Origin of the sequence: Gluconobacter frateurii (assembly GCF_002723955.1) — a bacterium.
Taxonomy (GTDB): Bacteria; Pseudomonadota; Alphaproteobacteria; order Acetobacterales; family Acetobacteraceae; genus Gluconobacter; species Gluconobacter frateurii.
The window spans coordinates 129,915-145,336 of record NZ_BEWN01000001.1 but is presented as its reverse complement, the minus strand read 5'-3'; the positions used below and the strand labels follow the sequence as shown (position 1 = coordinate 145,336).

Here is a 15,422-nt window from a genome sequence, read left to right as displayed (position 1 = left end):
ATCAGCTGGCCCGCTCTACGCAATGCAGGTTTGCAGGATCGCTGACAGATCCTGCCGGAATCGCGCTGGCGCGCAATCCCGTTCTACTGCCTTCAGCGCCCCGTCTCTCAAACGCGTCCAAAGTGCACTGTCCTGATAAAGACGGGCAACGCTGGACGCAAATCCTTCAGCATCCTCGGCAGATGCGGAAAGGAGTTCTACTTCATCCTGCCAGCCAACCTGGCTGGACAGCAGGGATGTCACAACCATGGGCACGCCAAAGGCCGCTGCCTCCTGCACCTTGAAAGGCAGTCCCCCTGCGAAGCGCGTCGGCGCCACGAAAACACGGTGCCGATTGAAGAGAGGCGCCAGATCATGCACGGCGCCCACAATATCCACACGGGGATGCCTCGCGAATACACTTACATCGACCGAGGGATGAATAAAGCCTGCGATCGTGAAACGGACATCTTCCGGAAGCAGTTCGTCAAGGAAAGGCAGAACCTCCCCTACAAACCATTCCAAACTGTCATGATTGGGTGCCCCTTCGTCATGCAAGGCACCCAGAAACAGGATGTCCCGCCGGCTCTGGAAAGACGCCCCTGTAGGGCGAATACGCATTTCATGCCCCAGAACAGAAACATTCTCATAACCCGCCCGGCGCACAAGAGAGGCATCATGCTCGGTAACAGCCACGATCTGCTGGCAGTAATGAGCACATTCCAGTTCACGCCGCAGCATCTCGTCAAAGTCCAGCGCTGGCTTCGGCAGGTCCAGAACCTTGATACGCTCCAGCGTGCGCGGCGTGGAGATGACCTCCGTATCCAGGACGGCCCCCCCGGTCGGCAGATAGCGACTGGCTTCATTCATGATCGGGAGCAGCCGCTCCATGTTATGCGTCCGTCCAACCCAGACGAGATCATAGTACCCCGCACGCGCCTGAATGAAATCCGGAAACGTGGAAAGGTGCTGATCTGCAATTAGTTCGACCGTCTCAGGGAAATCCCCAAAAAGTTCGAGTTCACTCTGGTCCCTCGGCAGCATCGGGAAAACTGTCACCTGATATCCAAGCGACGCCATTTCGCGAACAACGTCGTTCGAACGAACATATCCTGATCCCAGACGACGAAGCGGCAGTCTGTCTTCAACGAACAGGATGTGCTTCCTGTCAGACCGGCGCTCACGGGCCTGCACCGCATTCCGGATATGTGCGGGTTGCTGATGGCGCAAAAAATCCTGATGCGCCCGAGCAAAAATGCGCAGATTGGCGTGCATCAGGGTCTGCGAACCTGTTGAGCCGGAACTACCATATTCCAAATGTTCCACGACCACATTTGGATCATAGACAATCCGGAAACCCATTTTGAGAATACGGACGCAAAGGTCCGTATCTTCATAATAGGCCGGACGATACCGCAGATCGTATCCGCCCAGACGCCTCAAAACGGAAGAGCGGATCATCAGGAATGCGGCTGATACATAATCCACATCCCGGACAAAATTGGCTTCCGGCAAATTTGGACTATCTTCACGCCGGTAACCGTAAGTGGAACCATCACGCCAGATAATGGAACCCGCTTCCTGCAACCGCATGTTCGTTCGGATCAGTTTTGCACCAACCGCCGCAATTCCATCGTCAAACCGAAGACGCTCCAAGGAGTGCGCTATACTGCAGGGATACAGGCGCAGGTCATTGTTGAGGTAAAGAACAAAAGGTGCCTGGACCTCAGCCAATGCTGCATTACATCCCTCCAGATAGCCGATATTGTATCTGAAGCGCAGAATTCTGGCACCATGTACCAACTCGCCAAGGCGCTGTGTCTGGTCATGCGAACCTGAATCCACCACAATCAGCTGTATTGCACCCGCGTAATTGGCTCGCAGGGACGACAACGCCTGCATCGTCAGGGCAAGTCGATTATAAACGACCACAATGACACTGACTTCCGGCACACCAGAAACCGTGAAATCAAGTGGATGCCGCGCAAAAGCTGGCAACAATGCCTCGGCTTCACGTTCAAACAACTGCCGGGACTGGTTTTCGTCTATCTCTGGTGTTTCAACCAGCGCCGCCCGTTGGACTTCCCCTATTCTCGCCGCAACAAGATGAGCAAAAGCGCTGTCATAAACATGGTTCCGAACGTCATTACGCACCTGCGGACGGTTCATATGCGCAAGGAGGTCTATGCCTTCCTTGGGAACCCGGCCTTCATGCGCACCAAAGCGCAGGAAATGCTCATATCCATTTCGGAACGACCCAAGATCAATACAGGCCACCACGTCTGGATGAGCCGTCGCGTAATACTCTTCGGAGAACATCTCCTGCGGATCAAAACGACGCGCCGTGTCATTCGTCAGATAATGGTGCAGTGCACTGCTGTAACGGCCTTCAGCAATCTCGCGGCGGACTTCCGGGTACCGATCCAGATACCAGACGGGATCGAAATACCAGGAGACCCGCCCCGCGTCCGCGATACTGGACGGAAGACTCAGCCAGGACGCGAACAGTCCGATGCCACTGTCGAAATAATCTGGAAAACGCAGTGCCAGTCGGCGGCACAATTCATCATCAAAGAACTGATGTCCCCTGTAATAACGCGCTTCACCTACTTCGAGATAATGATCATAGCCATTCACGAAGCCCTGCTCGTCCAGGAAACGACGTGTCAGTTCAGGATAACGCCGAAGATAACTGGACTCATCAAACAGCCAGTGCGGGGAATGCTGATGATAGCCCTCGGCGCAGTAGTGCTCGAAACCTGATCGCCACTTCTCCTGAATCAGGTCACGGCGCACCTCGGGATAGGCTTCCCGATACCAGATTTCATCAAAATAACGATTGGGAGAATGACCATAGCGCTGGCCAGTCTCCAGATAAAACGCATGAAGGTCCTGATGTCCTTCTTCATGCATCCAGTCCCTGACTTCCGGATATCGCAAAAGATACCACTGCTCATCAAACTGGCGCCAGCGAGGCTGATGGCCAGCAGAAGGCTGGTCCGAGACTGGATCAGACATGAATGGTAATGCTCCCGCCTCAGGCTATGGCTTTCTCATTCAGCAGGAACTCTATCCGTTCGGATTGCTCGGGCGTCAGACTCTCCCGGCCCGTGGAAACGACACGTCCCGCATCGAAAGTCACGATCAGGTCCGTCAGATGTGTTCCAAACACATCGCCTGCCACATTGATCAGAGCCACACGGTAAACTCCATCCAGCGGGCGCGCATATCCGTGGAGCGGGTTCAGGATTCCGAAGAAGCCCGCACATAGGGGCGCATCACGATGCACCGTTGCTACATCCTGGCGAGCGACGCGTTCCATTCCGAACAGCGTCAGTTCATCCTTTTCGGGAGAAACCACTCCTACATACATCTGCCCGGCACGCGACAGGCTCTTCAGGAATGCCCAACCCCGGATCACGATGGTTCCAGATGGATCGATCTCGCTGACCGATTCACCGATAACGCCGGTGAATTCGTCAATAAAGTGCTCTAGCAGTCCGCTGCCATAGGGATGCAGCTTGTCCTTCTGGAACCCCGCGAGCTTGATGCCGCGAATAAGGCCATCGCTATGAGAAATCCGATTGAAGTCAGCCAGAATGGTATCATTGGACGGAGCGGAACGCTGGATTGTCCCGATTTTGCCGCCCTCGACCTCAATCTGGATCGACGTCAACTGGAAGGCAGCCTGGCCGTTGATGACATTGACCAGTCCGACCCGGAACCTGCCTTCACACCATTTACCACGGAGAGCTGCCTTCCCGGAGAAGCCCGAACGGCGCGGAGCGTCGTTGAACATCTCAACAATATCACCGCGAATTTCACGCTCGCACTCGAGGAAAATCAGCGGGCTATCTGCATCTTCGCCGATCAGAACCGTCAGCATGCGCCCCGCCGTCGTGACACCCGGGATCAGGAACCAGCCACGGATGTGGAATTCGTTCGCTCCCTTGAAGTCCTCATCTTCGTTAGTAGCGAAGATATGGTGGCAGACATCATCAATGTAGCACTCCGCGCCCTGGATGGAGAACCAGTCAGACACCGGAATGGGAAGTTCAACGGACAGATCGCGCGTCGTCGGAGGATCGAAGATATGGCGTGGCGGAGCCTGGTGGCGCCATGACGGATGCGGCAACAGATGAACCTGCCCTGCATCCAGACGCAGATCGGACACACCCATAGGACGACGCGGTGCAACATCCCGATAAAGTGCAAGCAGACCGTCTGCGTATTCACGGGCATGGGTCCACAGATGGGGACCGATATTGGCCATAATCGCCTTACGCAGCGGCTCGGAAGAACGCAGCAATTCAAGACGTTCAAGAACCATGCTGGGGCGATTGATGGGTACCTTGAAGCCGTTGACGCCATCTTCAACACGATCGCCCAGCGCACCAACATCCGTCACGATCGGGATCAGACCATTCTGCCAGGCCTCTGAAAGCGAGATGCAGTAGGTTTCAGGCCAGATCGACAGGTTCAGAGCAACATCAGCCTTCTTAAGGGCTTCAATGTCACCCATGTCGTAACGGCCATAAAGCTTCACGTTGGACCGTCGTCCAGCGTTCAGAACCGCTTCGTATTCGGGATGTACATAGCCAAAAATGTGGAAAACAAAGTGATCCGGGTGAGCGATCTCAATAAGGCTCAGGATTGTGTCCGCACCCTTTGTGCGCAGGAAATTTCCGACAATCGCGATATTGAGCGGCTTTTCACCTAGCGGCTCGTAGCCCTTCGGCTTCACAGGCACCGTATTTTCCGGGCTTGGTATACCTGTGATCAGGCTGATCTTCTCGTTTAGGACCGGATAGATCTCGTGGGTCAGATCACGGGAATGCTGCGTCCCGAACATGATCGCATCTACAGAACGAAGCATCTTGGCCACGAAGGCACGACGCGTCTGCTCACCGCCATATTCAACATTTTCAGAAGCCTTCAGCGTGATGTCAGCTGAAAGAACCGAACGAACCTCGTCTTCCACATAACGCAGCTCATGATTGAGCAGGTTGTAGCGGGCAGATACCAGCCAGAAGTCATGCGCCGAGAAAACAACGCCCGCACCATTGGCCTTCGCAATAATGGGGAGAGACAGCGCATGGTGACCCAGATGCTGGAAATGCACGATGTCCATGTTGTACTGGCTGATAACGCTGGAGAACGCCATCTCTTCTGGCGCATCACACATCGCGTCCTGCCAGCCCACTTCCGGAACATCAAAACGCTCCAGTTCCTGACCACTTGCAGTTGTCAGGCGGCAGAATGTTCCACGACGCAGCCAGTAAAAGAATTCAATTTCGCGTCCCAGCAACGAGCAGAGAGCCTGCTGGTAAACTTCAACACCACCCCAGGCCTGTTCATGGATGGTGGAATGCGTGCACATGAGAATACGCAGACGGCGGCGGCGTTCTACCGGCAAAACATCCGATGACTTACGTCGTCCGAAATCTGCTCCGGTGATTTCACGCATCTGCTCCAGGCGATGCTCATAAAGATGGTGAGCCAGGACAGACTTCTGTGCAGCCTGAGCCGCCTTGCGGCGCGTACTCTTGTTACCAAGAATACGGGCAATTGCGTCTACCACCCCATCCGGATCACGGGCGAGGCTGATGCCTTCGACAGTATCAAAATATTCGCTCGCCATGCTCTCAGGAGCTTCGACCACCTGTGCGGTACCAGCCAGACCAAGCTCAAAAAAGCGCGGACCCGGAGCAGTAGCCTGACTGACATCACCATGGCTGGCGTAGTCACGAAACATCGTCAGAGTAACGGCGCTGACATTGGCAAAGTCAATGAAGGCTTCGTGGCTGATGGGGCGCTGAATGGCGAGCGCGGCAAGATCAGCAGGTAACGGAGGAAGATACTCGTTGCCCGGGCAAACCAGCTTGAGGCGCGCATCGGGGAAGGCCGCAATAACACGCCGCAGCGTCTGCACTCGATTCGGCCACATCGTACCCGCGAAGAAGATATCGTACTCCAACTCGCTGGCCGGAAGAACCTTTCGCTCATGAATGGATGTACTAGCTGCCAGTGGCAGGTAATGTCCTTTACCATGATAGTATTCAGCACAGGACGGATCATTCGTGAAGACGTAATCAAAAAGGCCCGCATTCTCGACATTGAAGTCGCGCATGAACGGATCTTCAAACGTCCAGAGAATAAGTGTTTTAAAAGCCGGTCGAACCCGACGAATCAGCGCCAGATTGATACGCTGTGCATCCAGGCAGATCAGCACATCATGTTCTCCGGAAGCAGCGATACCGCCAAGAGACATGTTGTCTGCGACAACGACCTGGTCTTTTCCAAATAAAGATTTGGCGGCCCGTTCGACCGCCAGCGTCAGATAGGAATTGGGATTGTGGGTGTAGTTCGTGTTGTAAATAACCGCCATCAATCTCCTGGGTGCATGGCACCCACTCCCATCTTGAACCGAAACCATCAGTCATTCAGGCAATAGGCCGCAAAAGACTGCCGCTATCACGGTGCCCTAATTCTTACCCGAAGGTTTACGCCAACAAAACCCCTTTAAAAAAAGAAGCTTTCTTCAATGCAGACAAAAAAAAGAGCCGCTTGCGCGGCTCTTTTCCAAAATCTTCACAGTATTAGGCTGAGAAAATTTTTCAGTCTCAGACGTCCGTGGTGCGACGACGAATTGCCGCACCAAGGATGTCACCCAGGGAAGCGCCCGAGTCAGAAGAACCGTACTCGTTGATGGCTGCCTTGTCTTCCTCGACCTCACGGCCGCGGATCGTCAGGGCCAGCTTGCGAGCTGCACGGTCAACGGAAACGATCTTTGCATCGACCTTTTCGCCAACTGCGAAACGCTCTGGACGTTGCTCAGCCTTGTCACGAGCCAGCTCTGCACGGCGGATGAAGCCGGTCAGCAGATCGTCGACCTTCACTTCAATGCCGTTTGTCTGAACTGCCGTCACAACGCAGGTGACAATTGCACCCTTCTGAACGCGAGCCAGCGTGTCGGCTGCCGGATCTTCCTGAAGCTGCTTGATGCCCAGGGAGATGCGCTCCTTCTCAGGATCCACGTCGAGGACCTTGGCCTTGACGACCTGACCCTTCTCGTAGTTCGCCATGGCTGCTTCGCCAGCTTCGTCCCAGGACAGGTCGGACATGTGGACCATGCCGTCGATGTCTGCGGAGAGACCGATGAACAGACCGAACTCGGTGATGTTGCGGATTTCGCCTTCGATGACAGAGCCAACCTTGTGCTCTTCTTCGAACTGCTCCCAAGGGTTGCGCTGAACCTGCTTGAGACCAAGCGAAATGCGACGCTTGGAGCTGTCCACGTCCAGAACCATGACGTCGACTTCCTGGGAAGTAGCGACGATCTTGCCCGGATGGACGTTCTTCTTCGTCCAGGACATTTCGGAAACGTGCACCAGACCTTCGACGCCCGGCTCCAGCTCGACGAATGCACCGTAGTCGGTGATGTTCGTGACGCGACCCGTGAAGCGGGCGCCAGCCGGATACTTGATGGCGACGTTTTCCCACGGATCAGCTTCAAGCTGCTTCATGCCGAGGGAGATACGCTGCGTGTCCGGGTTGAAGCGGATGACCTGCACGCGAACCGGCTGACCGATCTGCAGAGCTTCGGACGGGTGGTTAATGCGCTTCCATGCGATGTCCGTGACATGCAGGAGGCCATCAACGCCGCCGAGGTCAACGAACGCACCGTAGTCGGTGATGTTCTTGACGACGCCGTCAAGGATCATGCCTTCCTTCAGGCCCTGGATCAGCTCGGAACGCTGTTCTGCACGGGTCTCTTCAAGAACGGCACGACGGGACACGACGATGTTGCCACGTGCGCGATCCATCTTCAGGATCTGGAACGGCTGCGGCTGACCCATCAGCGGGCCGACGTCACGAACCGGACGGATGTCAACCTGGCTGCCCGGAAGGAACGCCATTGCGCCGCCCAGATCAACCGTGAAGCCACCCTTGACGCGACCATAGATCGTGCCGTTAACGCGCTGGTTGTTGCCGAATGCACGCTCCAGAGCGGTCCATGCTTCTTCGCGGCGAGCCTTCTCGCGGGAAAGAACGATGGAACCGTCACGGTCTTCGTAACGCTCGACATACAGCTCGACAACGTCGCCCGGCTTTACGTCCGGAGCAACACCCGGCGGGCCGAATTCCTTAAGGGAAACGCGGCCTTCGCTCTTGAGACCAACATCAACGATAGCGAATTCGTCGGTCAGACGGATCACGCGACCGGTGACGACGGAACCGTCAAAACCGGTGTCGCGGCCCAGGGTCTCTTCGAGAAGGGCTGCAAAATCTTCCATGCCGTGATCGGCAGGGGTCTGATTGGCTGAAGCCATGTAAATACAATATTCCCGGATTTTCGGCTTAAAACCGATCATCCACGTCTGCGCCACGCTGATCAGGATCTGTCGTGACGACTCCCCGCTGCCATCAGAGGTCAGAACGGGTCCGTTAGGTTAAGCCTGCGCGCAAATACGCGCGATAGACGACACCATGCCCATTACGGACACAGCGCTAGCCCGCAAAAACACCCTCAGTGGGCGCTCTGTCAATAAAAAAACGGGTGTTTGACCGCTCTCTTCGGGCAATCAGGAGCAGACCTTTCGGCGTGCGACTTCTTCGCAGGCTTTTTCAAGCACTTGTTCTGCAGAGAGGCCGTCCGTCTCAATCAGAACAGCATCCACAGCCTGCACAAGTGGTGCCGTATCCCGCGAAGAATCCCGCGAGTCCCGCACGACAATCTCGGCAACAGCCGCTTCAAGCTCAGCCTCGGCCAGAAGAGCCTCACCATGAACCTGGCGATGGCGACGCAGGGCACGTGTTCTGGGAGAGGCCGTGATGAAGAACTTCACGTCCGCGTCCGGAAAAACGACCGTTCCGATGTCCCGGCCGTCCACAACAGCGCCAGTCTGCGTGGCAAACACACGTTGCCGGTCCAGAAGAGCCGCACGAACCGCGGGCTGGGCCGCCACAAGAGAGGCCCCCCGGTCGATTTCCGGAACACGGAGATCCGTTCGGGCAAGATCTTCCGGCTGGAGTGCCTGCGCCTGGGCAGACGCATCTCCCGCCGGGTCCAGACCCGCATTCACCATCCGCCGCGCAACAGCACGGTACAATAACCCTGTATCCAGATACGGCAGACCAAGCCGGGCCGCGAGTGCCTTGGCCAGCGTCCCCTTCCCGGCTGCGGCTGGCCCATCCACGGCGATGACAAGCGGACGGCTCATGCCCGGATATCCGCACCCAATGCGTTCATCAGGTCCACAAAACCGGGAAAGCTGGTCTCTATGAAAGCCGTATCGTCGATATGAACCGGCTTCTGCGCGGCAAGACCGAACACAATGCCACTCATCGCCAGACGATGATCCATGTGAGTCGTCACAGTGCCGCCACCCAGAGGGCCCTTGAAGCCCTGAACGATCAGATCATCGCCTACGACTTCGGTTTCTGCGCCATTGACGTTCAGCAGTGAAACCGTGGCGGCCAGACGGTCGCTTTCCTTCACCCGCAGTTCTTCCAGACCCCGCAGGCGGGAGGAACCTTCCGCGAAGGCACAGGCCACAGCCAGAACCGGATACTCATCAATCATCGACGGGGCACGCTCGGGTGGGACGTCCACGCCCTTAAGCTTGCTGTGACGCACGCGAAGGTCACCGACAGGCTCACCACCCTCGACACGCTCGTTCTCAATCGTCAGGTCAGCACCCATTTCGAGCAGCGTCGTGAACAGACCTGTCCGCAGGGGATTAAGACCCACATTCTCGATCAGCAGATCGGAACCAGGAACCAGCAGCGCCGCCACGAGCGGAAAAGCAGAAGAGGACGGATCGCCCGGCACCGTCACGTCACGCGCCGTCAACTTCACCGGACCTGTCAGTTCGATTCGACGTCCACCCGCATCGAGAACGGAAACATCAACCTCAACACCAAAGTGACGCAGCATGTTTTCGGTGTGGTCACGGGTTGCGACTGGCTCTTCCACCACTGTCTTGCCGACGGCATTCAGACCAGCCAGCAGAACAGCGGACTTTACCTGTGCCGAAGCAACCGGCAGGCGATATTCCAGCGGCCTGGCCTTGCCATCACCGCGGACAGCCATCGGAAGACGTCCACCCTCTCGAGCCAGAAATTCGGAGCCGTTCTTGGACAGGGGGTCCATGACACGACGCATCGGACGGGAACGCAGGGAGGCATCCCCGGTCATGACACTGTTCATCTTATGGGAGGACAGAATGCCGGACAGGAGACGCGCAGCCGTTCCGGAATTCCCCATATCCAGCACATCGGCCGGCTCGGTCAGTTCACCTACGCCTCGGCCGTCAATCGTCCAGATAGCACCGTCGCGGGTAATGGTCGCACCGAGGGCACGCATGGCGTCTGCAGTCCGCAGAACGTCCTCGCCTTCCAGGAGGCCGTAAACATGCGTACGGCCATGTGCGAGAGAGGCCAGCATCAGCGAACGGTGGCTGATGGATTTGTCACCCGGAACACGGGTGCGGCCGGAAAGTCCCTTCGGGGACGCGGAAACTGTCAAAGGTCGCGCTTGCATGCCCCTGTTCATGCGAGGGTCATTCCTGCCTGTCAATCACCCACAAAACGGTCCGCTCATGCAGTTTTCGGGACACTTCGGGTTTGACATGATGGAAACAAGCTGGCATGGCCGCGTTCCTTATCCGAGGCATTGGCAGGCTTGCATAACATGGCAAAACCCGAACTCGGTCTAAAACGGACGTGCGTTGAGTGCGGCGCCCGCTTCTATGACCTGAACCGCGTCCCTACAGTGTGCCCCAAGTGTGGCACCACCCAGCCGAACGATATCGGCCGTCTCAAGCGCAGCGAAGGCCCGCTGCCGGAAGAGAAAGATCTGAAGGCTAAGCCTGAAGAGAACGAAGATGATGTCGATGTCGATCTGGACACGGATGATGATGCCGATGACGATGTCATGGCGCCTGATGATGATCTGGACGATGACGATGATCTTTCGAACGACATCGAAGTCACGACTGACAAGGACGACCGGGACGACCACTAAGGTCCTCCGTGCTCTTTCTTTTACAGCAGTATTAAGCGGCTGCGCTGGTCCGGGAGGCACTTCGCCCCCGGATGGCGCAGCCGTTCGTGCATTGAAAGACCGGCTGGATCACAATCCAAGCGCAACAGCGGTCCTTCAGGAACATTGCTCTCTCCCGATCCGGGTGGTGCGCCTTCCGGCCCATGAACACCCCTCCCCGGACATCCTTCTGCTTCTGGAAGTTCAGGACGCAAATCAGGTTCGCACACGACATGTCCAGCTTTTGTGTGGCGATATCGCCCTGTCAGACGCCTGGAACTGGTATGTGCCAGAACGCCTGACCCCCGGGATGAACCGCGTTCTCGAGACGACAGACACGCCGTTTGGCAAAGCCGTCGCCGAGACACATTTCCAAAGACAGCGACTCGAATCGCATTTTCCGGACGCATCCGCGGGGGTCGTTCTGAAAAACCGCGCCATACTTCGGCGTGCGTCTGACAACGCGCCGATTTCCCTTGTAGTGGAAGATTATCTGCCCGCGGCCCTCAGACCCCAGCCCTGATTTATCGGCCTGGCGACCAGTTGAGGTGCTGACCGCCATCCATGGCTAACATCTGGCCTGTGACAGACGGCAGCGAGAACAGGGCCAGAGCAGCCTGAGCGATCTCTTCAGGCGAGGCACCACGCTTCAGGGGCGTTCCTGCACACATGCGATCAAAATGCTCCTGTGACTGCCCTACAGCCGGCAGAACAGGTCCGGGACCAATCGCATTGACGCGAATCCGGGGTGCCAGCGCGAGCGCGAGCGTCTGTGTCAGGGTCCACAGACCAGCTTTCGATACGGTATAGCTGACAAAATGTGGTGTGAGATTCCAGACACGCTGATCTAGCATGTTCAGAATCAGCCCTTCCGCATCTTCAGGCAAAGCCTGCGCCATCGCCTGGGACAAAACGAAAGGTGCCCTCAGGTTCGGTTCGATATGCTGGTCCCAGCTTTCGCGGGTCGCTGTCTCGATTTCATCCCGTGTGAAGGCCGAAGCGTTGTTGATAAGAACACCGACCGGCCCCAGCTTTTCCGTGGCGTCAGAAATCAGCGTCTCAACGTCTTTTTCGCAGGCCAGATCCGCTTTCAGGAGACAGCCGCAACCGCCAATCTGCTGGAGAAGGTCTTGAGCGTCCGCCTCGCTCTCACGGTAATGGATGGCAACCCTGAAGCCCTGCTGCACCAGCATTTCGACAAGTGCACGGCCAATGCGTCGGGCTCCTCCCGTTACGAGGGCCGTACGAGGGACACGCGGAGAAATCATAAGGCCCGCCGTGCAATCAGGGCCGCTGCGAGCGTGCCATCATCCAGCACATCCAGCGCGCCCCCCATCGGAACACCATGTCCGACACGGCTGACCGTCACACCTGTGGGAGCCAGCTTTTCCTGAAGCCAATGGGCGGTCGTTGCGCCTTCGACAGTTGCGCCAAGGGCCAGAATGACCTCCCGGACGCCACCTTCTGCAATACGATCCAGCAAAGATGCGATATTCAGATCATCCGGACCAAGTCCTGCAAGTGCAGAAAGCGTGCCCCCGAGAACCTGATAGACGCCCCGATGCACGCCAGCTCTCTCAAGCGCCCAGAGATCACCGACAGTCTCAACAACACAGACCAGACCACGATCCCGGTGAGCATCCGTGCAGATATGACAGGGATCGACCGTATCCAGATTGCCACAAAGCGAGCACGTCCGCACACTTGTTGCAGCCCGCTCCATGAGATGCGCCAGAGGCAACATCCGGGCTTCGGGCTGGCGCAGCAGACTGAGAGCCGCTCGGCGGGCGGACCGAGGACCAAGTCCCGGCAGACGGGACAGCATGGAAATCAGCTGTTCGATGTCATTGCTGATCATCATGGCGTCACGTCCGCAGGAAAAAGGATCAGAACGGCAGCTTCAGACCCGGCGGCAGGTCCAGACCGCCCGTCACGTCACGCATGGCTTCGGAACTGGCTGCTTCAGCCTTGTTCTTCGCGTCCGTATAAGCTGCAACGATCAGGTCCTGAAGCATTTCCATCTCGTTCGGATCAGCCAGCTTCGGGTCGATCTTCAGGCTGCGCATTTCGCCCTTGCCTGTCAGCTTGAGAGTCACGAGGCCTGCACCGGCCGTACCGTCCACCGTCAGATTAGCCAGATTTTTCTGTGCTTCTTCCATCTTGGACTGCATCTGGCTGGCCTGCTTCATCAGTCCGGCGAGGTTCTTCATAACGGCTCCTGGTCTTTCAGTAGATCGTCTTCATCAAGGAAATCGGCGTCGAGAGGCGCGAATTCCAGATCGGGAGGAGAATCCTCCGTCAATGGTGCGGTTATTTCGGGTGGCAGACCGTATTCATCAAGGGAATGATCCTGCACATCCCCGATTTTCGCACCGGGAAAAGTTTCGAGAATGGCTTTGACCAGTGGATGAGCTTCCACCGCAGCCCGGTTAAGCTGCACGACTTCGGCTCCCTGCTCGTCAAGCGTTGGTTCGCCCTCGGCAGTTGAAAGGCTGATACGCCACTGACCCGGAAAATGCTCTTCCAGAAAGCTCTGGAGAAGCCTGTCGGCTTTGGTCTGGGCATCTTCGAGGCGGATCTGCACATCTGGCGGGGAAAACCGCACGAGGTGCACCGCATTGCGAAGTGTTCCGTGAAGCTGGGGAACCTTATCCCATGTCAGGGCCACCATTTCGCGCCATGTGCGAGGCGAAACGAGTGGTTCAGGTTCCGTAAGTTGCTCTGGGAGCTGCTCCGGCTCGGCTTCAGCATAGCCGGTTTCAATAATCTCACCGCCATTGGCAACAAGACGAACATGCGCTCTCGGACCGCCCTGGTCCGTAGATGCGGAAACCTGCTGAGCGGCCTGAGCCTGAACATTTGTGCTGCTGGCTGGAGATCCGACGTTCGCAGAAGTGCCAGACGGACCAGATGGACCAGACGGAAGCGAGAGATCGACACCGCCTTCCGTCAACTGGCGGATCAGACGGTCCGGCGTCGGAAGCAAGCTGGCGTGACACAGACGGATCAGCACCATTTCCGCCGCCTGCCGGCGGTCCGGAGCAGCCTCGACTTCACCAACGCCTTTGAGCAGAATCTGCCAGGCACGTCCCAGAACACTGGTGGACAAGCGATCGGCGAGCATGCCACCACGCGTTCGCTCTGCTTCCGGCAGGTCACGACCTTCCCGCAGGGACGGCATGGCCTTGAGGCGGGACACGAGGTGCAGAAGATCCAGCAGATCGGCCAGAAGGACGCCGAGATCAGCGCCTCTTGCATAAGCCTGATCCGTCAGGTCCAGCGCTTCTGCCGCTTTTCCGGCCATAAGAGCTTCAAGCAGATCAAAGACCAGTCCCCGATCCGCCAGACCCAGCATGTCTGACACGGCATCCGCATCGCTGGCGCCTTGGGCAATCGCTTGATCCAGAAGGGAGAGACCGTCACGTACTGAGCCATCGGCCGCACGGGCAATCAGGGCCAGCGCATCGTCGGACAGGCTTGCACCTTCCTTCTGCGCAATGCGGCCAAAATGTTCGATCAGCAGAGATTGCGGTACACGACGCAGATCAAAGCGCTGACAGCGGGACAGGACCGTGACCGGCACCTTCCGCAGTTCTGTCGTCGCGAAAATGAATGTGACCTGCGGCGGTGGTTCTTCAAGCGTTTTCAGAAGCGCATTGAATGCATTGCGGGACAGCATATGGACTTCATCAATGATGAAGACTTTCATGCGCGCCTGCATCGGGCGGAAACGCGTAGCCTCAATGATTTCGCGCACGTCATCGACGCCGGTGCGGGAGGCCGCGTCCATTTCCAGAACGTCGGGATGACGATCTGCAAGAATGGCAGTGCAGTTCGCGCAGACACCACAGGGTTCAGCGGTCGGACCGCCCTTCCCGTCCGGGCCAACACAGTTCAGAGCACGTGCAATGATACGGGCTGTTGTGGTCTTACCCACACCGCGCACGCCCGTCAGCATGAAGGCATGGGCCACACGCTTAAGTTCAAACGCACGACGCAGGATACGGACCAGTGAGTCCTGACCAATCAGATCTTCAAAAGTCTGAGGCCGATATTTGCGGGCAAGAACGCGATAGGGCGTGTTGTTTTCCGGGAGCGCAGGAACCGGAACAGGTTCCGCAGGCGCATCACCGAAAAAGCCACCACCGCTTTCAGGCGGCAGGGGAAGATCGTCGTTATCGTCAGTCATGAAACTGGAAACCGTCAGAGCGGGATGTGAAGACCGCTCTCTGTCGACCTTGTGCCGAGGCGCAGGACAGAGAACCTGTCGCGCCCACAGGCTGCACTTGGTAGGAGGCCGGACATTTAACCCGGATAAAACTCACTGCGGCTGCTTCCTTCCGGACCTGACCGGGTTGGCAAGGTATCCGTCCAAAGCCGACCTCCCGGCGCTCTC

11 protein-coding genes and 1 other RNA gene are annotated in these 15,422 nt (G+C 57.2%); 2 read left to right on the top strand and 10 right to left on the bottom strand.

The annotated features are described in order from the left end of the window. Positions 1–15 precede the first annotated feature (15 nt). The 5 genes from GFR01_RS00565 to aroA all read right to left on the bottom strand — a co-directional run bounded on the left by GFR01_RS00565 (position 16) and on the right by aroA (position 10,525). Positions 16–2,997: a glycosyltransferase gene (locus GFR01_RS00565; RefSeq protein WP_099180879.1), complete on the bottom strand. Its 2,982-nt coding sequence runs from the start codon at positions 2,995–2,997 to the stop codon at positions 16–18. A 19-nt stretch (positions 2,998–3,016) separates the two neighbouring features. After that, the gene (locus tag GFR01_RS00560) at positions 3,017–6,367 is read right to left on the bottom strand and encodes a glycosyltransferase family protein (RefSeq protein ID WP_099180878.1); all 3,351 of its coding nucleotides are present in this window, start codon (positions 6,365–6,367) and stop codon (positions 3,017–3,019) included. A gap of 235 nt (positions 6,368–6,602) precedes the next feature. Further along, a complete protein-coding gene (gene rpsA, locus GFR01_RS00555) occupies positions 6,603–8,312 on the bottom strand; it encodes a 30S ribosomal protein S1 (protein ID WP_063904482.1) in 1,710 nt (569 codons plus the stop codon). 252 nt (positions 8,313–8,564) lie between these two features. Next, complete coding sequence (gene cmk / locus GFR01_RS00550; RefSeq protein WP_099180877.1) at positions 8,565–9,203, bottom strand: (d)CMP kinase; 639 nt, start codon at positions 9,201–9,203, stop codon at positions 8,565–8,567. Then, entirely contained in the window at positions 9,200–10,525 is a 1,326-nt protein-coding gene (aroA, locus tag GFR01_RS00545; RefSeq protein ID WP_099181567.1) for a 3-phosphoshikimate 1-carboxyvinyltransferase, read from the bottom strand. The genes cmk and aroA overlap by 4 nt, the downstream gene beginning before the upstream one ends. Before the next feature lie 150 nt (positions 10,526–10,675). On the opposite strand from aroA, the gene GFR01_RS00540 reads away from it, so the two are divergent. Further along, on the top strand, positions 10,676–11,008 hold the full coding sequence (locus tag GFR01_RS00540; protein ID WP_063904485.1) for a TIGR02300 family protein: 333 nt from the start codon (positions 10,676–10,678) through the stop codon (positions 11,006–11,008). Positions 11,009–11,099: 91 nt separating this feature from the next. Next, positions 11,100–11,549 (top strand): chorismate--pyruvate lyase family protein, encoded by a 450-nt coding sequence (locus GFR01_RS00535; protein WP_244902089.1) that lies wholly within the window; start codon positions 11,100–11,102, stop codon positions 11,547–11,549. A 1-nt stretch (position 11,550) separates the two neighbouring features. On the opposite strand, the gene GFR01_RS00530 is transcribed toward GFR01_RS00535, so the two are convergent. The 5 genes from GFR01_RS00530 to ffs form a co-directional block, all read right to left on the bottom strand. Further along, entirely contained in the window at positions 11,551–12,294 is a 744-nt protein-coding gene (locus GFR01_RS00530; RefSeq protein ID WP_099180876.1) for an SDR family oxidoreductase, read from the bottom strand. After that, on the bottom strand, positions 12,291–12,884 hold the full coding sequence (recR, locus tag GFR01_RS00525) for a recombination mediator RecR (protein WP_167384207.1): 594 nt from the start codon (positions 12,882–12,884) through the stop codon (positions 12,291–12,293). Before recR ends, GFR01_RS00530 begins: the two co-directional genes overlap by 4 nt. Positions 12,885–12,912: 28 nt before the next feature. Further along, complete coding sequence (locus tag GFR01_RS00520) at positions 12,913–13,236, bottom strand: YbaB/EbfC family nucleoid-associated protein (protein ID WP_099180875.1); 324 nt, start codon at positions 13,234–13,236, stop codon at positions 12,913–12,915. After that, a complete protein-coding gene (locus GFR01_RS00515; protein WP_099180874.1) occupies positions 13,233–15,215 on the bottom strand; it encodes a DNA polymerase III subunit gamma/tau in 1,983 nt (660 codons plus the stop codon). The genes GFR01_RS00520 and GFR01_RS00515 overlap by 4 nt, the downstream gene beginning before the upstream one ends. 100 nt (positions 15,216–15,315) lie before the next feature. Then, positions 15,316–15,412, bottom strand: an RNA gene (ffs, locus tag GFR01_RS00510) — signal recognition particle sRNA small type. Positions 15,413–15,422 lie beyond the last annotated feature (10 nt).